Raw genomic sequence first — 21,172 nt, 5'->3', positions numbered from 1 at the left:
CCCCAAACGACTGTAATTGATATTACTTGGCATGAAAATTTAATTGAACTTTTGATTGCTGCCACAATCCCAGGTGCTTATTTTTAGCATTAGCTTCTGCAATTAAAAACTGGGTTTTGCTCTCGTAGCAATTTTGTAAACATTCTTGGTCAACGACAGCATTACCCGACTCTACCAAAAGGAGATTTACTGACCGATTATCCACGAAAACTTCACCAACTGTAAGACCATTATCGAGTTGTTCTGTGCTTCTAATCACGACAGGAGTTTTAGGTGGTAGTAGCTGTTTTAACCTTTGAGTTGCCGCTAAAGTATACGCCTGTCCAGTCGCGTCTGGTGCTTTAATACACGCTAGTCTGACTGGAATTGTTTGTCCGCCATTATCTTTAACCAAAATTGTATTCCCGTCTGTAACACCAACTACTGTAGCTAGCACCAAGATTAGTTCAAGTAATTCCATCATTTTCTACGTAAGAATTTATGCATGTAGATAATGTTATTGCAGTGCTTAGATTGCTAGTGTGATTTGACTCACAAAAGTCTATTTACTTAATAAACGCTTTGTAATCTTCAATTAATTTTGCCAAGCGGGAAGCAAGAAATAGACTTGCATCCTGCAAAGCTTCATAAATCTGAATACCTTCTTCTCGATATCGAATAATTTTGTCTTGAGTCCAATAATTTGGTGGTGCTTGGAGGTTAGTGATTCTATCTGCTAATTTCACCATCCATATTTCTCGTGGTTGCTCCTTTATCCTTTGTAAACTATCTGTCATTTGGAGATGTTTTGCTAAACTTTCATCTTTAGTCAGTGCAAGTACACCATTAGCTACTGATTCACCAAATTCAGTTTTTATTTCCTCAAAGGTTGTATTAGTATCTTCAATTGTGTCATGCAAAATAGCACATTGAATGGCAAGATTTCCGTCATTTTCTGTTTCTATACTAAGGGCTGCAATTACTTCCCTGCTCACAAGATTCAAGTGCATAAGGTAAGGTATTTCGGAACCTGCCATTTTTTGACCTTGATGTGCGCGTGCTGCTTTATTTAAAGCTTTAATGTAAGTTTCTTGTGACCAGTTTATTGGACTAATTTGATGTCTTTCCATTTATCGATTTTTCTGATGAAGTGATGTAATACTGTATATCATAATCATAAATTATATAGCCGTAGCAGAAGAAGCAGTTGATATCAATTAAAAGCTCCAAAAGGAACTACAGGTAATTGAACACTTACGGTAGTACCTGTTAATAGGTCAGAACAGATTGACAGTTCTCCATTATGAGCATTGACGATGCGTTTGGTAATAGCAAGACCTAACCCAGTACCACCAGGTTTTGTGGAGAAGAATGGCTGAAAAAGTTTAGTTAAAACTTCTGATGGAATTGGTTCACCGCCATTGTGGACATTAATACAGACTTTATTAGTATGGGAAAAATCTACTTTCAACTTAACAATATCTCCTACTATAACTGCCTCACAAGCATTACGAACAATATTGATAAATACTTGTTTTAGTTTGTCCTTATCCCCCAAAATTTTTACCGTAGGCAACACCGGAATAAATTCAATTTGCCTTTCCACAGCTTCTGGCATTTCATGAATGCATAGCAACAACTCATAAATTAGTTCATTCACATCTAATTCATAAAGCTGTAATACTTGGGGCTTGGCGTAGAGCAAAATCTCACTTAGCAAACGCTCCAAACGACTAGCTTCGCTCAATGCCAACGCTAATCGTTCTTGAGCAGATTCAGTTAAAATGGTTTTTCGGAAATACTTTAATCCCATAATCATTGTAGTCAAGGGATTACGAATTTCATGCACAATCATGGCAGCAAACTCACCAATAGCCGCCAGTCGTTCCTGTTCTAAAAGCTTGGCTTGGGTTGTTTGCAGTTCTGCGGTACGTTTCTCTACCTCAGCTTCTAAAATATGATTAAATTTGCACTGTTGTTGATAAAGATGATAGTTGTCAATTGCTGTTGCAGCTCGTTCAGCAAACAATTCCACAATTTGGATGTCTTCTTTTGTAAAATCACGTGGTTGATGATTAAAAGAGCAGATAGTACCAATCACCTTATTTTCAGCAGTCCGCAATGGTATCCCTAAATATGCACAATAACCTTCTGGAGCTTGTCCATACTCTGGGTTTTTTTGAGCATCTTTCACGGCTAATGAGTGACCCATTTTAATAACAGTACCAGTTAGTAAACCATGTAATGAATAAACATGTTCACCCTCGCCCATTTCAAGACTACTAGCTAGAACAGTTTCAAACCCTTCTTGGCAAAAGGTAACAACTGTCCAATCAACTCCAATAAGTTCGCTGACTCCACAGGCAATATTGTGCAAATAGCTGCCCAGTTCGCCAGTTCGATAGTTTAAAGAAGACAAACGTATTATGATTTGTCGCTCGCGTTGCCAAGTTTGATTGTGCAACAATATTTCATCCTCACTAGTTTTGTTCATGGATACTTATTGCATTCGTTCTGAAAGTAATTTCAAAAATCTACTGGATAGTAATTTTGACCAAGCTGTTCTATTTTGAGAGAAAAATTCTACTATAGGACTAGTATTTGATTTTTGAAATATACGTAGGGTGCGTTAGTGTAGCGTAACGCACCATCCCATCATGGTGCGTTACGACGTTCCGTCTAACACACCCTACAAATACTTATATTTTTTCAAAAATCAAATATGATTCCTATAGAGACATTATGCTATTTACATACAAGAAACTGATTACTTTTTTATCGGTAGCAATAAGTGAATATCATCGTTTGCCGTCCCTAATTCCTTGAGGGTGTGGACTTCCACGATAAAGTTAAAAAATCGTTTAGAGGCATTTTAGCCTCTACTTACAGAAATGTCTTACTTAAGATACTAGTATTTAGTATTACTTAATCTCAAAGATTTTATTTAACCGCGATCGCCAGTTAAGATTTTAGAATTCTTAATATCATTCTCAGCACACTAGAGGATTGATAATCGATAATCCAAATATTGATCCCAAGGAAAAGTGTTGACTTATGTGTATGGAATTTGGGCGGGAAATCTGCGGCAATCTTGACACGGCAGAGTCACGGGAATGGTTAGTTAGTAACGGTATTGGTGGTTATGCTTCAGGAACTGTGGCTGGTTTATTGACCCGCTGCTATCATGGACTACTGGTAGCAGCATTGAAACCACCTTTAGGTCGTACCTTAATGCTGGCAAAACTAGATGAAACTGTCCTGTATGACAATCGCTCTTATTCTCTAGACACCAATCGTTGGGCAGATGGGACTGTTAGCCCCCACGGTTATCAAAGTATTGAACGTTTTTCTCTGGAAGGTACAATTCCCTTATGGCGTTTTGCTGTTGCCGATGCCTTGTTAGAAAAACGGGTGTGGATGCAACAAGGTGTTAATACAACTTATGTCCAATATACTCTGCGTCGGGCCACGCAACCTCTGAAGTTGACGCTCAAGGCAATGGTCAACTATCGCGATTATCACAGCGACACCCAAAGCAATGACTGGAAGATGTCTGTTGAGGAAGTGGAACAGGGGATTTGTGTAACTGCTTATCCGGGTGCTGTACCAGTCTATCTACTGAGCGATGGCGGGAGTGCATCTGTTGCTCATGATTGGTATTATGGCTTTGACTTGGCTGTTGAACGCTATCGGGGATTGAGAGATAAAGAAGACCATCTCCATGCTGCGACTTTTGAAGTTACACTGAATCCTGGGGAAGCGATGTCTACGACGGGCTGCGCCTACGCATTTGTAGCCAGTACAGAAAAGCAAGCAAATCTCAATGCCGAAGTTGCACTTAAGTTACGTCGCGCTCAAGAGCAGAAGCTCACAGGAATTTGGAAAACTAATCAACCACTCCAGACGAAGGAATCACCTATCTGGATCAAGCAACTAATACTAGCTGCTGACCAGTTTATTGTTGACCGTCCAATGCCAGAAGACCCCAACGGCAAAACCATCATCGCTGGTTATCACTGGTTTGGCGACTGGGGACGCGACACCATGATTAGTCTACCTGGTTTGACAATTTCGACTGGTCGCCCAGAGGTAGCACGCTCAATTCTCCGCACCTTTGCCAGGTACGTAGACCAAGGAATGTTACCAAATCGCTTTCCCGATGCAGGCGATCGACCAGAATATAATACTGTCGATGCTACTCTCTGGTACTTTGAAGCAGTCCGCGCCTACTACAGCGCTACGGATGATGATAATTTGCTTGCTGAACTTTTTCCTGTACTTGCAGACATCATCGATTGGCACTGTCGCGGTACACGCTACAACATTCATCTCGATCCGGCCGATGGCTTACTTTTTGCAGGCGTTCCAGGTGTACAACTGACTTGGATGGATGCCAAAGTTGACGATTGGGTAGTTACACCCCGAATTGGTAAACCGATTGAAGTTAATGCCCTCTGGTATAATGCTTTACGGACAATGGCCAAGTTTGCCCGTCACCTTGGTAAACCACACCAAGAATATGAGGCTATGGCAGAACGGGCTAAGTATAGATTTTCTCGCTTCTGGAATAAGGAGACAGGTTATTGCTATGACGTTCTAGATAGTCCTGATGGTGATGATGCGGCATTGCGACCTAACCAAATATTTGCTGTTTCATTACCAGAAAGCCCGCTCACACCTGCCCAGCAAAGGGGTGTGGTGGAAGCTTGCGGGCAAACGTTGCTAACTTCTCATGGGTTGCGATCGCTTGCCCCAGACCATCCTAAATATCAAGGTAAATACGGTGGCAATCAGTATCAACGCGATGGCTCTTATCACCAGGGGACAGTTTGGGGTTGGTTGTTGGGGCCGTTTGTCTTAGCACACCTGCGTGTTTACAAAAATCCCGATCGGTCTCGTCAATTTTTAGAACCAATGGCTAATCATCTTACTGCACACGGTCTTGGTAGTCTTAGCGAAATTTTTGATGGTGATGCCCCGATGACTCCACGCGGATGTATTGCCCAAGCGTGGACAGTGGCAGAGATTTTACGCGCTTGGTTTGCAACAGAGAGTTGATGCGGGGAATAACTATGAACTGCTTACCTTTCACCATACCCAAAGTTAAGCAAAACATTCAGCCGTCCATCCGACAATATCTGAATTCAACAGCAAGAGCTATTTTCAGTCATTCTATTCAAACAAGAATACAAAAGTAGAAAATTTAAGGTAATTCTCATCTGAAATTAATTTAATTCATAGTAAATTACCTTAATTTATTATTAGACAATAATTTACCGAGTTGAGAGATCGATTAAAGAAAAATCTTTTTGGAATGGCTGTACTTTTCACTGTAGGTATGCAACAGAGGTAAGTTGAAGTCAGCTATGACTAAAGATGTAGTAGTTAATAGTAACTTTATATTTAGGATTATGATTTTATTAATGTAGCCTGATTCAATACCTAAAATGTAACTATAACAGTGAAGCAAATCATAAAAATTTGGATAATAAATATAGACCCATTTTCATTACAGTCACGCCTCACAATTGGTATCGCTGCATTTTCGGCTTTGGTATTAGGTAGCTTCGCTACATGGACTAGTTGGAAAATGCAGCAAATCTTAGTTGATAGTCATAAGTATGGTATAGAAGAAATTGCCAAACGTTTGCCGCAAGATGTGCAAATTTATAGTGAAATGATGCAGCCTGAGACTGGATTACAAAAGGCCATCAATAACTTGGCAAATACAAACACATTATTATGGCTAAAAAGTCCCGATAATAAAATTTTAGTTAAATCTGCTACTTTGGATTTATTGTCTGATACTACGGTAGCTGAGTTAATGTCCCTGACTAAGATGCCGATTAAACCACAAGTTTATCAAATAAACCAAAGCTATTTTGTTTTATGTGGTAGTTCTGTACAAGTGCAGGGTAAGTTACTGGGTGAGTTATTTGTAGTCAAGGATATTACCCACGAACAGAGAATATTTGTGGTAATGGTGCAGAGTTTAGTTATTATTAGTTTTTTAGCAATTATTATTTTAACTGCTGCGATCGCATTTTATATTAGACGTTCTCTGCAACCTCTACGCCAGCTAAATCAAATGGCTTCTGTGATTTCGGCTGATGACTTAGGACAAGCACAGCTATATCTTGATAATGCACCGAGCGAAGTTAAAGAATTAGCTCAAACTTTAACCATGCTCTTATCTCGCTTATCCCAATCTTGGCAGCAAGAACGAGAATTCGTGAGTAATGTTTCTCATGAATTACGCACACCATTAACTATTGTACATGGTTACTTGCAAAGCGTCTTGCGAAGGCAAAATAACTTAACCCCAACCCAAAAAGAAGCTTTAGAAACTGCTGCATCGGAAGCAGAACGCACTATCCGTCTGCTACAAGACTTACTTGATTTAGCACGAGCCGATAATGGTTACTTATATTTTCAAATGAAATGTTATGTGCTAAATGACTTGGTTGAAGAAGTGGTGATGATGGCAGAAAAGTATAGCGATCGCATAATTAAAATCGATTCAGAAGTTGACCGAATTGAGGTGAAAGCAGACTATAGCCGTCTCAAACAAGTCTTATTAAATTTGATGGATAATGCTATTCAATATTCTGAAGCTGATACACCCATAGTTTTTAAATTGAATCAACTTCAAGATAAGGCAATTATTGAAGTTTGTGACAAAGGTCATGGTATTCCTTTGCAACAGCAAGCACGGATATTTGAGAGATTTTACCGCGTAGATGAATCCCGCTCTCACACTACTGGGGGTTGTGGTTTGGGTTTATCTATTGTCAAGACACTTGTAGAAGGTATGGGAGGTAGTGTCAGCGTGCAATCAAAGTTAGGTGAAGGGAGTACGTTTACAATCAGTCTACCTACATATAGCAGTTCTATCTGATTAGGGAAGTGTGGGTAGTTCAGAATTGCACCATAAACCAATACACAAACTTATGACAGTACATATCCTTTTGGTAGAAGATGAAGTCAAACTGGCACGATTTGTCGAATTAGAACTAAGTAGCGAAGGATACCAAGTAAGTGTAGCCCATGATGGTATTGCTGGTTTAACCTTGGCACGAGACTCATCGCCAGATTTAGCGATTTTGGATTGGATGCTACCAGGACTAACGGGTTTAGAAATTTGTCGCCGTTTGCGAGCAACGGGTAGTACAGTACCAGTGATTTTGTTGACAGCAAAAGATGAAGTGAGCGATCGCGTCGCCGGTTTAGACGCAGGAGCCGATGATTATGTAGTTAAGCCCTTCAGCATTGAGGAATTACTAGCTAGAATTCGCGCTCATCTGCGCCGCACCCAAGAAACAGACGAGGATGTGTTGCAATTTGAAGATTTAAGCTTAAATCGCCGCACTCGTGAAGTTTTTCGCGAAAAACGAAGCATTGAGTTAACAGCAAAAGAGTTTCATTTATTAGAATATCTCCTCTCACATCCCCGTCAGGTGTTTACAAGAGATCAAATATTAGAGAAAGTGTGGGGTTACGATTTCATGGGTGATTCTAATATCATTGAAGTATATATTCGTTATCTACGACTCAAATTGGAAGAGAATAATGAAAAGCGTTTGATTCATACAGTCCGTGGTGTAGGTTATGCACTGCGGGAGCAATCGTAATGACTTGGTGATTTCGACACAAAGCAACATATTAAAGACAAAATAGGATCATGAATAAAAAATGGGCTGTTAAACGACTAACAGTAAATCTCACAACCGAAGAAATGAAGAAACTTGAGAACTACTGTGCTTTGACAGGAAGGCCAGCAACAGATGTAATTCGAGAATTGCTCCGATCTCTTGAGGTTGAAAATTCTGAAAACTCTGAAGTGGGAACAGCAGACTCAAGAATAACAGTTGGCAGTGGATCGATATCACAGTAAATATTCACCAGAATATCCCGCCAAATCTCATCCGGCAGTTTTCTCTTGTATGAAGTACAAAGCTACGGGTTTTGAGGCAGTTATTGCTGGAAGCAAGAGATAGAAGCATCTTTATGCTTTATATCTGATTTTGAGTTGTGCATTTTGTACCTCACTTACTTGCAACCTGCGATAAATCTGCTATGTTGACTTACCGATAGGACTAAAGGCAATACTTCTTGGTTAAAGGGAAAAGGGTAAGGGATGAATTTCAACCCTTCTCGTTGTTCCCTTTAACTTTTTCTAGATCGCTCTCTTGAAGCGCGGGCAAGAACTGAGCGATCAATTCAAGGTGCGTTAAGCTAGGGCACAACATCTCCTACCCTACTTCCAACTTATATTTCTTCATATATATCAAATTCTTCTCGCTCACTACTTACTCGCCAAAAATACTAATTAGACAGTCAGGGAACAGCCCTATAAAAATAAAGCCTTTTTTCTTGGCGATGTCTTAACAAGCATCTATTTTGGGCATCATAATCCCAAGCCGAATACATCAGCTAGCAGCCAGAAACTCTTTGGCAGCAATTTTTTTATTTACAACTATAGTATCGACCAATGGCAGATAGTTTTATAGTTTATCTCTTTATTTCTCAACATAGGTCGTACACTGGGTTGATTTGGAGATGCCTACAGGTTCAATTGGGAGTAATCTGTAGCGTAGGGATTTGGACATTCTCAGAAGCTAAGTTACATGCTGCCCAAGCACATCAGATATGGAAATCACCTTCAGAATTGACTGAGGGAGTCACCAAAATAAATCCTGAGTCAACACCTATTTTGATGGCGGCACCCGAAAACTTCAATCCTGATTTGCAATTACCACCAGCGTTACCCGAACCACCCCAGAATTCTAGCCCACCAAAAACTTCCACCGAACCAAGAACGCCGGATGCAGTTTTGGAAAGCATTGATACAGACTATAGCTATGAGACAGATAACTTTGGCCAAACCAACTTCTTTTTTGAACCAACGGCTCAGTTTCGATTGAGTAATGGCAATAAAATATTTTTTAAGACAGGTTTTAACTTCTTTGAGCAACGTGGTGTTGAATCAATTACAAATTTCCCCTTGCAAGTTGGATGGCAAGGAAAAATTGGGCAAGTGACTCTGCAAACAGCAGCTGGAGTCGATGTCTTCAATCGTTTACCTACAGCTATTAATCTGAATGCTAAGGTGGAGGCTCCCATTTCGCCGCCGCAAGTTTCGTCATCTGGCCAATTGCTCTCGGTAGTAGTACTATCAGGTAATTTAGAACAAGGGCCTTATAAATCCAATGCCCGAACTTTAGAAAATCAAATTACTGCTTGGCGATTTGGGCCTGATTTATACTGGCAGATTGACCGTAAAACCAGTTTCTTTTCATCATTGCGTTTGGGTAGTTACAACGATGGTAATTCTGAGGTGCAGTCATTTAGTCGGCTAGAGCGCAAGTTCGGACAGTTTTCTCTAGCAGCTAACTTATTCACTTGGAATTTCGATCGCGATTTAGAACGCACAAGTGGCTATTTCTCCCCACCTGATTTTCTAGTTTACAACGCTGAGGTGGCTTGGGAAGGAGATATTGCTAATTTCTTATGCTGTCGCCTCGCTGCCAACTTAGGACAGCAGCGACTTAAAGGAGAATTTGACAACGCCAATACCTATCAAACGCGCTGTACGGTAAAGGTTTCACCAAGTATAGAGGCAGACCTTGGTTATAGCTTTAGTAATGTCCGAAATCAAGAAACCGGGGGAAGTGCATACGGTGGTAATTCCTTGACAGGACAATTGCGGGTCAGATTTTAGGAGGCAGGAGTTAAACCCTATAAATAATCTAAAATCCAAAATCTAAAATCCAAAATGGGATAAGGCTGAAGAATGAAAGCACCATTACCTGATAATGAAAAACAGCGAATCGAATCTCTTTTGGAGTATAAGATTCTCGATACTCGCTCGGAAGCGGCCTTTGACGATCTCACGCGTCTCGCCTCATATATTTGTGGAACTCCTATTGCCCTAATCAGTTTAGTTGATAGCGATCGCCAGTGGTTCAAGTCTAAAGTTGGTTTGGATGCCCTAGAAACCCCGCGAGATATGGCATTCTGCGCCCATGCGATTCTACAACCGGAGGTTTTTGTTGTACCTGATGCCACACTTGACGAAAGATTTGCGACAAACCCCCTAGTCACCTCTGATCCAAATGTTCAGTTTTATGCTGGTGTACCACTAACTAACCCAGAAGGATATGCACTAGGAACGCTTTGTGTAATTGACCATGTGCCAAGAAACTTGTCGCCAGAACAAGTTGAAGCATTACGAATTCTAGGTCGTCAAGTAATCAAGCAATTAGAAATGCGGCGCAATTTAGCAAGCTTAGTATTGGCGAATCATACACACAAACAGGCACAGAAGGGACGGAAACAATTTTTTAAAAGAGTAGCTGGAGGGTTTGGGTTAGCATCAGCAATTTTAGTTTTGATTGGCGTGATTTCTTATCAAAATACACGTATATTGATTAATACTAGTAATCAGGTACAAAAAACTCAACAGAAGATCAATAAACTGGAAGAATTACTGTCCGAGATGAAGGATGCGGAGACTGGACAACGCGGTTATATCCTTACTGGACAAGAAATTTATCTGGAACCTTATCAAGCAGTAGTTGCAAACATCGATCCAAAAATTGCCGAACTGAAGGATTTAATCGCAGATCAACCTAGCCAAGAAAAGCAGTTTGCGACCCTTGAATCTCTGATAGCTGCAAAGCTTGCCATCCTCAAGCAGACTATATACCTGCGTCAAAATCAGGGATTCGAGGCAGCATTGCAGGTAATCCAGACAAATCAGGGAAAATATCTCATGGATGATATCCGCAAAGTCATTAATGAGATAGAGAATGAGGATAAAAGGTTGCTTCAACAGCAATCACAAGCTGCAAAAGCTAGTGCAAACAACACAGTATTGACACTTGCGATCGCTATTTGCCTAAGTTTTCTGATTCTGGCCATAGTCTACTACTTCATTTATCGGGAGGGAAAAGAACGTAAATTAGCAGAGGAAACACTCAACCAAGAACGCAACTTTATTTCAGCAGTCCTTGATACAGCCAGTGCTTTGGTAATAGTCCTGGATACACAAGGGCAAATCGTTCGCTTCAATCAAGCTTGCGAACAAACAACTGGTTACTCATTTGATGAGGTGAGAGGAAGGCATTTCTGGAACCTGTTTCTAATTCCTGAAGAAGTAGAACCAGTTAAAGCAGTTTTTGAGCAGTTGCGAACTGGTGAAGGACTTAAAGAATATGAGAACTATTGGGTAGCAAAGGATGGCAGTCGGCGGCTGATTTCATGGGCTAACGCTATTTTGCAAGATGAAAATGGTAGCATTGAATACATTGTTAGCACAGGTGTTGACATCAGCGATGTCTACGACGAGCTTCGTCTACGCAAACGAGCAGAACAGCATCTCAAAGCTCAGTATTCTACAACACGCGTCTTAGCAGAGTCCACTACAATCAACGAAGCCATGCCCCAAATCTTGCAAGGAATCTGCGAGAGTTTGGGATGGGATTTCAGTGAAATTTGGATGGTAAATCAGCGAGTAAATCTACTGTATTTACTAAATTCTTGGTATAAACTATCTTCAAATATGCAAGAATTTGAAATCCTTAGTCAGCAGACCACCTTTGCACCAGGAATTGGCCTACCTGGTCGTGTCTGGGCAAGTGCTGAACCTGTTTGGATCGTTGATGTAGTTAAAGATAACGATTTCATCCGCTCTCAAATCGCTGCCCAAGCAGAATTGCACGGGGCTTTTGGTTTTCCGATCCATAGTGGTAAAAACATTCTTGGTGTCATTACCTGCTTTAGCCATGAAATTCAGCAATCCGACCCAGATTTGGCTAAAGTGATGAATTCTATTGGCGAACAAGTAGGGCAGTTTATTGAGCGCAAGCAGGCAGAAGAAGAACTCCAACGCCAAAATTTGCGATCGCAACTATTTACTGAAATCACCCTGAAAATTCGTCAGTCTTTGCAAATCAAAGAAATTCTCCAAATCAGTGTTACGGAAGTCCAAAAAATTCTCCATAGCGATCGAGTTTTGATTTATCAACCCTTGGCAGATGGATCTGAAAGCACTGTGGTTGAGGCAGTACTTTCTGGCTGGCTAGCAATTAAAGAGAAAAAGCTCACCGATGCTTACTTTCAAGCGGAATATGCACAGCAGTACTATTTACAGCAGTATCGTCAAAAACGCAATCTGGGGCTTGCTGACTTAGATATAGTAGAAGTCCAAAAAAGGCATGTAGAATTACTGGAACAATTTGCGGTCAAATCCAATTTGGTTATACCCATTCTTGTCAAAGAAGAACTCTGCGGTTTGTTGATTGTCCATCAGTGCGGCAATTCCCGCCAATGGTCTAGCTTTGAAACTCATCTTTTACGGCAAATAGCCGATCAAGTCGGTATTGCCTTAGCCCAAGCCCAAATGTTATATGCAGAAACTCAACAGCGAAAAGAACTCGAAGTTGCCCGCCAACAAGCTGAATTAGCTTCTAAAACTAAAAGTGCCTTTTTGGCAAACATGAGTCATGAAATTCGGACTCCGATGAATGCTGTGTTGGGGATGACAGGCTTAATGTTAGAAACTCCCCTAAACGCGGAGCAACAGGATTTTATCGAAACAATTCGCATTAGTGGAGATGCTCTTTTAAGCCTAATCAACGAAATTTTGGATCTGTCCAAGCTTGAAGCTGGGGAAATGGCACTCGAAACTCTAGATTTTGACTTATCTATCTGTGTAGAAGAGGTGTTGGAATTATTGGCTCCCCCAGCCCATAATAAGGGATTAGAAATTGCAGCATTTATCTATCCCAACGTTCCCACCCATCTCCAAGGCGATGCCGGCCGCCTGCGGCAAATTCTCATGAACCTGATTAGCAATGGGATCAAGTTTACCAGCAATGGAGAGGTAGTAGTCCGAGCAGAATTGCATTCGCAAACTTCTACTACAGCCACCATTTATTTTTCCATTACAGATACCGGTCTTGGCATTACCCCTGAAGACCAATGCAAACTCTTTACCCCATTAACCCAAGTAGATGCTTCCACCACTCGTAAATATGGCGGCACAGGTTTGGGATTAGCCATCTGCAAGCAACTAGTCAGCTTGATGGGAGGAGAAATTGGCGTAGAAAGTCGATTGGGGAAAGGATCTAAATTTTGGTTTGAAGTAACTCTCCCCCAACAACTTGACCCGATTCCCACAGAAAGGGATCGCTTTGCTACCGCCAAGGGCGATCGCGAACTTTTGCTGAATCGACGCTTGTTAGTTGTGGATGATAATGCCACTAATCGCAAAATCATCTACCATCAAGTTACCCGTTGGGGGATGTTGGTAGATCAGGCTGCTTCGGCTAGTATTGCACTCATTGCTATTCAGGAGGCTGCCAAGCAAAAAAACCTCTATGACATTGCTGTAATTGATATGCAGATGCCTGAAATAGATGGCATGACTTTAGGAGAACAAATTAAGGCAAATTCAGCGATCGCTGGGCTACCGATGATTATGCTTACTTCTACTAATCAACGCGATGAAATCCAACGGGCGCTAAAAATAGGATTTGCGGCTTATTTGGTCAAACCGGTTAAACCGTCCCGACTCCTCGATACCATCATGACTATTTTAGGAACGCAGTTGGCACAAGAGGAATCAGAATTGAGGGGTCATAAGTTAAAACTGAAAAATTACGAAAACAACAGCAACAATAATTCTCTTAGCTACCGCCTTCCGACTTATGACTCTCATAAATTAAGAATTCTCTTAGCTGAAGATAATCTGGTGAATCAGAAAGTTGCCTTGAAGCAACTCGAAAGCCTGGGTTATAGCGCTGATGTTGCTGGTAATGGGAAAGAAGTTTTACAGTTATTAGAAAAAATCCCCTACGATTTAATTCTGATGGATTGCCAAATGCCAGTTCTCGATGGTTTAGAAACCACAAAAGAAATTCATCGTTGGCAAGAAAGCAGCTTTGTTAGTGGTCGTCGTCCTGTAGTAATTGCGATGACAGCTAATGCTATGAAAGAAGACCAACAAATGTGTCTAGATGCAGGAATGGACGACTATCTGAGCAAGCCAGTAATCAAAGAAAAATTGGCGGCGGCGTTACGGCGTTGGGGAAGTATGATATTCATGGTAAAAGAAACAGATACCTTAGAGCAGACAGTTTATCCAACAGATATAAGTTCAGTTGACCTCCCAATTGATTGGGAACGTTTGCATCAACTCTCAGAAAACAATCCCGAATTTGAATTGGAACTACTGCAAATATTCGTTGAAGATATTCAACCTCGGCTAGAGGTAATTAAAATAGCGTTCGCAACTCATAATTTTGAGCAAATAGCGCAAGAAGCCCATCAAATCAAAGGTGCTAGTGCTAATGTTGGAGCTACAACTATGCATCTGGCAGCAGAAAAACTAGAACAATTATCTTACAATCAAGAGCGTCGAGGTAGTACTAACTTAATCTCGGAATTAGAAGAGTTTGTGAAACGCATCCAAGAATTTTTGAGCGGCGAAGATAATAACCCAAAAGTCTGATAAGTTAATAATATTTATTAACTTATCAAAAATGATATTTCTCTATGAGTAAGCATGAAAAATACTTATTCTAAATTTCTCATTACCCATTTCCTATTTTTAAGATAGAACTTGTGAATAATTGGGAATAATAACTTTGATGTACCAAATATAGGTTCGGTGAGTTAGCTGCATCTTATGCTGAGAACCTTTAGCCTAAATGCCAGTTCAATTCATACCTCCTATCCCCAATAAATTCCCGAAAAGTGAGGTTTTTCTGATGAGTCAGATGAGTAAAGACGATGTCCGAGAACGGCTTGGCAATATCGATCAGATCCGCGATATTATTTTGGGAACACAGCTAAGAGAGTACGAAAATCGATTTAGCAAGCTGGAGTCAGACATATCTCTGTTGCAACAACAAATGCGATCGCATGTCGAACAACTCAAATCTAACTTTTCGGCTGAACTAAAAGCAGGGTTTGAGGCGCTGGATAAAAAGCTGAAGTCACTCAACCTGACAACTCAAGAAGAAACTCTTGACTTACGGCAACAGGTTGATAGACTCAATAAAAAGTTCTCTAGCAGTGTTCAGTCCCTTGATGAAACATTAGATAACCAAACTAACTCAATTCGAGATGAAATCTTTCAAACTAAAGTCCATTTACAAGATGATGTCACAGCATTACGGGATCTGATTTTAGAAGAAATAGATCGACGCTTCTCGCAGTTAACAGACACTAAAGTTTCTAAAGACGATATGGCTGAAACTTTGTTTGCCTTGGGAATGCGCCTAAAAGAAACTGAATTTATTCCTAAATTACGAGAAGCAGCCGATGAACACAACGACAACTATACTGCTGTACCGCTTCTAGAAACTACAAAGTTGTCAAAAGTGTCAACTCACTCTAACAGTACAGCAGAATTACATTCGTAATCCACTCAAGAGGCAAAGGAAGATGAAAGAGACAATTCTTCACTCCTAACTCTCAACTCAGCACTTTTAAAGACAAAACTTACTGATATGACTCAGGTGGAAAATTCAATTTCTCAATCTGTTGAGTTAAAGCCAGAAGAAGCTATACAAATTGACAATTTAGTGCATCTACTTGTCGAACTCAAAATTATCGAACCACCTGAGCAATCTTTTTCTTCATTTTCATCTGAAACCGATCGTGGTGATGAGCATCTGACTACAACAAAATTTGAAGCATTGCAACTCACTCCAGTGACAATAGAAATATGTGAGGCTTATTTAGAATCGACTTTTAATTCTCGTCAAAATGCACCTAATTCAGCAAAATTTGTCGAAGACGAATTAGAGAAATCTATTGAGCTATTTGCAACTTTTGAGGAAAATACAGATAATTCAGATGATGCATTGCAAAAGTTAAAAGATATATTAGTCGGAGATGAATTATCACAAACAAATAATATTGTAGCTAAGTTTGAACAAAATTTAATAAAAATAGAGAATCAAATTTACGAACCTAAAGAGCTAATAAATCTACTCCTTCCATGTATTTCTGAGCTTTTAAGGCTGAAGATTGCAGAGTCTAGAGAGGAAATTGTACAGATAATTGCCCCGATTATCGATCAAACTATCCGCAGTCGCACTGAGCAAGATAAAATTAGCATGAGTGAAGCGATCGCACCTTCTATTCCCCTAGCTATTACTCAGCAGATTATTGTTGCTCCAGAGGAAGTTTCAGATGCGATCGCTCCTGCAATGGGACGAGCCATAAAAAAGCAAATTGAAATTGAACAGAATATTGTTGTGGATGCACTCTACCCAATTATTGGTAGTACCATAGCCAAATATATGGCAGAGACAATCCGTGCCATTAACCGGCAAGTTGAAGAAACCCTTAGTGTTGAAGGGATAAAACGTAAAATTCGTGCCAAATTACAGGGAGTTTCCGAAGCAGAATTAATTCTTAAAGAAGCTCTCCCATTTACAATTAAAGCAATTTTCTTGATTCATAAAGCATCTGGTTTAGTTATCTCAGATATTCAGCGCTCTGATGCACAGCAGCTAGAGGCTGATATGGTAGCAGGAATGCTGACGGCGATTCGCAGCTTTGCCAATGATTGCATCAATCAATCTGGAACCATAACAGAATTAGACGCAATTGAATACGGTACATCCAAAATAATTTTAGAAGTTGCCGGATACTGTTATTTAGCGCTCGTTGTGCAAGGAGACACTAGCAAAAGCTTTATTCTAAAAATGCGGCAAACTTTTAGTCAAATAGTTAAAAAGTATGGCGATCTAATTGAACAATTTGACGGCGATCCAGATACAATCCCTATTGAAATTCATACAGTCTTAGAAGAACTTAAAGGTACAGATGTTCCGCCGGAAAAGAAAAAAAATCAATTATCACCGTTAGCAATATTAGGCTTAACAGTTATCAGCAGCATTCTCATTCCTTGGGGCATTTGGCAACACCATAGTGGAGTCATCCGTTCTATTGAAAGTAAAACTTCGTTGGCTCTAACTTCTGTTCCAGAACTAGCCGTATATCGGCTAAACGTGCAGGTAGAACACAATAAATTAAAATTAACAGGACTATTACCTAATCAACTTCTTCGCCAGAAAGCCGAGCAAATTGTTAAAGTAACTTCCCCCCATTGGTTGATTGACAATCAAATTTTATTAGTAGAAGTACCAGCAGATCCTGTATTAGCTGCTGCTGAAGTTAAACGAGTCACAACCGTTTTAAATCAGACGAATGGTACAGCTATTTCCGCTCAATACAGCGCGGGGAAAGTAGTTGTTGAAGGTACTGTCAATCGGATTACAGATGCTCAGATTATTGCTCATGCATTTGAGCAAATTCCAGGCGTAAAATTTGTATCTAGCACGGTGCAAGTAGAACCTCTGCGAATTGAAGTTCGATTTTATTTTCAACCCGACTCAGCAAATTTAATCAAAACGAATTTAGGGTACAAGGTTCAACAGGTCAAATCTTTCCTCAATCAGCACCCAAATCAACATTTAAAAATTATTGGTTATAGTTATGACCATACTGGTACAAACACATCTCAAAATTTGGCACTTACGCGAGCAAAAGCTGTACAACAAGCACTGATTAAATTAGGTATCGAGCCATCTCGTCTACAGGTTATTGGTAGGACAAGTTTACCACCAGGAATTGATCCAACTCATCCCTTATGGTTAAGCCGTTGTGTAGTTCTAGAAGCGATAAACAAGCAACTTTAAGTTAAAATAGCTCTGATTTATATTATACTACCTACGTTTATTCAATTATGTCTACATTTTCTAAAAAAATTTGCTTATTTGGTGATTTTGGGGTTGGCAAAACCAGTCTAATTCGCCAATTTGTAGAATGTCAATTTAGCGATGAATATCTTTCAACTGTAGGGGTAAAAATTTCTCGTAAATTAGTTAATGTTTCTACAAAAGACCTGGATAATGGGCAAAATTTACAGTTGCTAATTTGGGATATTGAAGGCAGTAATAAGTTTAAGGCAGTTGCTCAAAACTATTTTCAAGGTTCTAAAGGTGCTGTGATAGTTGGTGATGTCACACAACCAGAAACACTCAATCATATAGGGGAGCATATTCAAACTTTTTTAGCTGTTAATCCTAAAAGCTATATTGTTGTTGCACTGAATAAATCAGATATGATTGCGAGTGAATACTTAGAAAATATTCGTAAAACGTATCAATTTACCAATCAAACTAATATATTAGACACATATATAACTTCAGCTAAAACTGGCAATAATGTTGATGAGATATTTAAAACCTTAGCCCATCGTTTAATTTAGTAAAATGAACTCATTGTTGATAAATATATTATCTGTATGCAAGATTGAATATTTGATACTTGATGAAGACCTTAAAATTGTAGAGATATCTGTTGGACTAAATCATTTTGCCAACATTCCTGATGAAGTCAAGCAAGGTGAGGATGTTCGGATTGCGTTTCCCGAATTAGAGGGACTTGAAGATATTTTTGATGCAATTCGATATGGCGAGCAAGATAATTTTGAATTAAAGGGAATTATGCGCTCACAAGATGCGGCTTCTCCTTTGTATATTGATATTCGCATTACTAAGAATATACAAGAAAATTCTTCTATCAATCCCCTCATCATTATTGTAGAAGATTCGACAGAAAGGATGGTTCTTGAGCAATCTTTATTTCAAGGTGCAAATGAAGCAAATCTTTTATTACGTAATTTAAAGGCTTCTAAACAATATATTGACCAAATTGTGACATCAATGGCAGATGCATTGTTGGTAACAACACTGTCAGGAAAGATAAAAAAACTGAATCTAGCTGCACAAGTATTGTTAGAATATGACGAAATAGAACTCATCGGTCAACCTATCACCAAAGTTATTAGAGAAGTCGATAGCTATAAATTAGAGATAGGAAATATTGAAAATATTGAGACATTCCTAAATCCAGACCAAAATCCTTTACTAAAAGAGGTAGAAACTGTTTGTTATACCAAAAGTAGAAAAACAATTTCCGTAGCTTTTTCCTACTCAATTGTTAAGACAGAAATTGAGCATTTTCAAGGCTATGTTTACATTTTGCGAGACATGACTGAACGCAAACAGGCAGAACTTGCTAAACAAGAATTCTTAGCGATGATTAGCCATGAAGTTCGGACTCCGATCGCATCGGTAATTGGGATGGCCAGTTTGTTACTAGATTGTGGATTGATTGGTCAGCAGAAAGACTTTGTTGAAATCATTTACAGCAGTGGAAATTCCTTACTTAAAATTATTAACGATTTTCTTGATTTCTCTAAAGTACAATCGGGTAATTTGGAACTAGAAGAGGAACCTTTTATTTTGCAAAGTTGCATTAATGAAGCTTTTTATTTACTTGCGCCTCAAGCTAGAGAAAAAGGTTTACAAATTACATTTTTAGATACTCTTAAACTTCCTACTACGATTGTGGGAGATATCACCCGACTACGCCAAGTCTTGATTAATTTACTCAGTAATGCTATTAAATTTACCCAGACTGGAAGTATAGAAGTTTCAGTTATCATCCGCAAGAATAAGGATATTAATCGTTCTTCTGCTGCTGCAAATACTGACGAGATTCAGTTTAGTATTAAAGATACAGGCATCGGTATTCCGAGCGATCGCATGGAACGTTTATTTAAAGCCTTCAGTCAAGTAAACTCCTCCATTACTCGACAGTATGGCGGTACTGGGTTAGGTCTTGCTATTTGCAAGCAACTGTGCGAGTTAATGGGTGGCAGAATTTGGGTTGAAAGTGAACTCAATACAGGTAGCACATTTTACTTTACGATTGCCGCTTCTGTTATTCCAGAGGAATCAGCAGGGGCGCAAGTCCTTGCGTCAGTACAGGAGTTACAAGTGAGAAATTCTGAAAATAACTGTGATTATCGTCCTTCTGACTTGCCTAAATTAAGAATTCTCTTAACTGAGGATAATCTGGTGAATCAGAAAATAGCCTTGAAACAACTCCAAAGCCTGGGTTATAGTGCTGATGTTGCAAATAATGGCAAAGAAGCGTTGCATCTGTTAGAAAAAATTCCTTACGATTTAATTCTAATGGATTGCCAAATGCCAATTCTCGACGGATTAGAAACCACAAAACAAATTCATCGTTGGCAAGAAAGTAACTTTGCTAGCGGTCGTCGTCCTGTGGTAGTTGCGATGACAGCTAATGCGATGAAAGAAGACCAACAAATGTGCCTAGATGCAGGAATGGATGACTATTTGAGTAAGCCAGTAATGAAAGAAAAATTAGCGGCGACTCTAGAGCATTGGGCAAGGATGATATTCAGAGTAGAAGAAACAGATATCTTAGATCGGACAGTTTCTACAACAAATATAGGTTCAGTTGACCTCCCAATTGATTGGGAACGCTTGCATCAACTATCAGAAAACAACCCAGAATTTGAATTAGAACTACTGCAAATATTTATTGAAGATATTCAACCTCGGCTAGAGGTAGTTAAAATAGCGATCGCATCTCATGATTTTGACCAAATAGCGCTTCAATCACATCAAATTAAAGGTGCTAGTGTCAATATTGGAGCTACAACGATGCATCTGTTAGCAGAAAAACTAGAACAACTAGCTTATAACCAAGAGGATCGAGGTACTAATAACTTAATTTTAGGCTTAGAAGAGTTTGTGAAACGCATCCAAGAATTTTTAATCAGGACTCCTAACTCCTAATTACTGTTATAACTTTAGTAAGATTTACTAATAAATAAACAGCAACGATTATCCACTGTCGGCTCATAACTCAATTTGTCGGCAATGGCGGACATAATTTTTAAACCCCGCCCTCGCTCTTGCTCATTTTCCTCAAATTCAGATGTTTGTTGCAATTGCTGCTCTAAGTCAAAGGGTTCACCTTTAGACCAAATGCGAATTTCTATAAATTCATTTAACCGCACAGCTTCTATCTCAATAGGAGTTTCAAGAGGTAAATTTCTGTGTGCGTGTTCAACAATATTAGTAAAGCCTTCCATCATCAGTGTTTGACATTGCCACCAAATTTGTCGATCGGCAATAGGTGGTTGATTTATTTGCTCAAACCAAGCTAAAACTTGAGGTGAAGCTGTCAGGTCTGTATTGACTTTTAGATAAATTTTGTTTTTCACTTCTTAACCAAAAAAATATTTTGAAATCATCATATTCGTTCATTAGTTTATTTAATTTGAGTA

General features: G+C 39.5%; 14 protein-coding genes. 10 read left to right on the top strand and 4 right to left on the bottom strand.

From position 1 onward, the window contains the following. Positions 1 to 22: 22 nt before the first annotated feature. From CDG79_RS19740 to CDG79_RS19730, 3 genes are all read right to left on the bottom strand, one after another. The gene (locus CDG79_RS19740; protein ID WP_223278218.1) at positions 23 to 463 is read right to left on the bottom strand and encodes a thermonuclease family protein; all 441 of its coding nucleotides are present in this window, start codon (positions 461 to 463) and stop codon (positions 23 to 25) included. Between the two features lie 82 nt (positions 464 to 545). Further along, positions 546 to 1,109 carry an HD domain-containing protein gene (locus CDG79_RS19735; RefSeq protein WP_094343639.1) on the bottom strand — a complete coding sequence of 188 codons (564 nt, stop codon included), beginning with the start codon at positions 1,107 to 1,109 and terminating at the stop codon, positions 546 to 548. 83 nt (positions 1,110 to 1,192) lie between these two features. Further along, positions 1,193 to 2,473 (bottom strand): GAF domain-containing sensor histidine kinase, encoded by a 1,281-nt coding sequence (locus CDG79_RS19730; protein ID WP_094343638.1) that lies wholly within the window; start codon positions 2,471 to 2,473, stop codon positions 1,193 to 1,195. A 560-nt stretch (positions 2,474 to 3,033) separates the two neighbouring features. Between CDG79_RS19730 and CDG79_RS19725 the strand changes: the two genes are divergently transcribed. From CDG79_RS19725 to CDG79_RS19680, 10 genes are all read left to right on the top strand, one after another. Beyond that, positions 3,034 to 5,037 (top strand): amylo-alpha-1,6-glucosidase, encoded by a 2,004-nt coding sequence (locus CDG79_RS19725; protein ID WP_094343637.1) that lies wholly within the window; start codon positions 3,034 to 3,036, stop codon positions 5,035 to 5,037. A 403-nt stretch (positions 5,038 to 5,440) separates the two neighbouring features. Beyond that, on the top strand, positions 5,441 to 6,877 hold the full coding sequence (locus CDG79_RS19720; RefSeq protein ID WP_094343636.1) for a sensor histidine kinase: 1,437 nt from the start codon (positions 5,441 to 5,443) through the stop codon (positions 6,875 to 6,877). Between the two features lie 52 nt (positions 6,878 to 6,929). Next, a complete protein-coding gene (locus CDG79_RS19715; protein ID WP_094328596.1) occupies positions 6,930 to 7,610 on the top strand; it encodes a response regulator transcription factor in 681 nt (226 codons plus the stop codon). A 50-nt stretch (positions 7,611 to 7,660) separates the two neighbouring features. Further along, the gene (locus tag CDG79_RS19710; RefSeq protein WP_094343635.1) at positions 7,661 to 7,873 is read left to right on the top strand and encodes a CopG family transcriptional regulator; all 213 of its coding nucleotides are present in this window, start codon (positions 7,661 to 7,663) and stop codon (positions 7,871 to 7,873) included. Between the two features lie 597 nt (positions 7,874 to 8,470). Continuing rightward, positions 8,471 to 9,700: a hypothetical protein gene (locus CDG79_RS19705; protein ID WP_094343634.1), complete on the top strand. Its 1,230-nt coding sequence runs from the start codon at positions 8,471 to 8,473 to the stop codon at positions 9,698 to 9,700. 72 nt (positions 9,701 to 9,772) lie between these two features. Continuing rightward, positions 9,773 to 14,494 carry a response regulator gene (locus CDG79_RS19700; protein ID WP_094343633.1) on the top strand — a complete coding sequence of 1,574 codons (4,722 nt, stop codon included), beginning with the start codon at positions 9,773 to 9,775 and terminating at the stop codon, positions 14,492 to 14,494. Positions 14,495 to 14,753: 259 nt separating this feature from the next. Next, positions 14,754 to 15,410 (top strand): hypothetical protein, encoded by a 657-nt coding sequence (locus CDG79_RS19695; protein ID WP_094328600.1) that lies wholly within the window; start codon positions 14,754 to 14,756, stop codon positions 15,408 to 15,410. An 87-nt stretch (positions 15,411 to 15,497) separates the two neighbouring features. Next, entirely contained in the window at positions 15,498 to 17,699 is a 2,202-nt protein-coding gene (locus CDG79_RS19690; RefSeq protein ID WP_094343632.1) for an OmpA family protein, read from the top strand. A gap of 47 nt (positions 17,700 to 17,746) precedes the next feature. After that, positions 17,747 to 18,271, top strand: coding sequence for a Rab family GTPase (locus CDG79_RS19685; protein ID WP_094343631.1), 525 nt, complete (start codon positions 17,747 to 17,749; stop codon positions 18,269 to 18,271). A 4-nt stretch (positions 18,272 to 18,275) separates the two neighbouring features. Continuing rightward, positions 18,276 to 20,678 carry an ATP-binding protein gene (locus CDG79_RS19680; RefSeq protein WP_094343630.1) on the top strand — a complete coding sequence of 801 codons (2,403 nt, stop codon included), beginning with the start codon at positions 18,276 to 18,278 and terminating at the stop codon, positions 20,676 to 20,678. A gap of 14 nt (positions 20,679 to 20,692) precedes the next feature. Here the strand turns inward: CDG79_RS19680 and CDG79_RS19675 are convergent, their stop codons facing one another. Further along, positions 20,693 to 21,109, bottom strand: coding sequence for an ATP-binding protein (locus tag CDG79_RS19675; protein ID WP_094343629.1), 417 nt, complete (start codon positions 21,107 to 21,109; stop codon positions 20,693 to 20,695). Between the last annotated feature and the right edge of the window lie 63 nt (positions 21,110 to 21,172).

Source organism: Nostoc sp. 'Peltigera membranacea cyanobiont' 232, assembly GCF_002245985.1.
Taxonomy (GTDB): domain Bacteria; phylum Cyanobacteriota; class Cyanobacteriia; order Cyanobacteriales; family Nostocaceae; genus Nostoc.
Note: the sequence above shows the minus strand (reverse complement) of the source record. Positions and strands in the feature narration are given on the sequence as shown.

Coding starts and splice junctions, on each gene's coding strand:
- CDG79_RS19710 (WP_094343635.1), top strand. CDS start 7,661: ATGAATAAAAAATGGGCTGTTAAACGACTAACAGTAAATCTCACAACC.
- CDG79_RS19730 (WP_094343638.1), bottom strand. CDS start 2,473: ATGAACAAAACTAGTGAGGATGAAATATTGTTGCACAATCAAACTTGG.
- CDG79_RS19705 (WP_094343634.1), top strand. CDS start 8,471: ATGGCAGATAGTTTTATAGTTTATCTCTTTATTTCTCAACATAGGTCG.
- CDG79_RS19740 (WP_223278218.1), bottom strand. CDS start 463: ATGATGGAATTACTTGAACTAATCTTGGTGCTAGCTACAGTAGTTGGT.
- CDG79_RS19680 (WP_094343630.1), top strand. CDS start 18,276: ATGAACTCATTGTTGATAAATATATTATCTGTATGCAAGATTGAATAT.
- CDG79_RS19735 (WP_094343639.1), bottom strand. CDS start 1,109: ATGGAAAGACATCAAATTAGTCCAATAAACTGGTCACAAGAAACTTAC.
- CDG79_RS19695 (WP_094328600.1), top strand. CDS start 14,754: ATGAGTCAGATGAGTAAAGACGATGTCCGAGAACGGCTTGGCAATATC.
- CDG79_RS19685 (WP_094343631.1), top strand. CDS start 17,747: ATGTCTACATTTTCTAAAAAAATTTGCTTATTTGGTGATTTTGGGGTT.
- CDG79_RS19700 (WP_094343633.1), top strand. CDS start 9,773: ATGAAAGCACCATTACCTGATAATGAAAAACAGCGAATCGAATCTCTT.
- CDG79_RS19715 (WP_094328596.1), top strand. CDS start 6,930: ATGACAGTACATATCCTTTTGGTAGAAGATGAAGTCAAACTGGCACGA.
- CDG79_RS19690 (WP_094343632.1), top strand. CDS start 15,498: ATGACTCAGGTGGAAAATTCAATTTCTCAATCTGTTGAGTTAAAGCCA.
- CDG79_RS19725 (WP_094343637.1), top strand. CDS start 3,034: ATGTGTATGGAATTTGGGCGGGAAATCTGCGGCAATCTTGACACGGCA.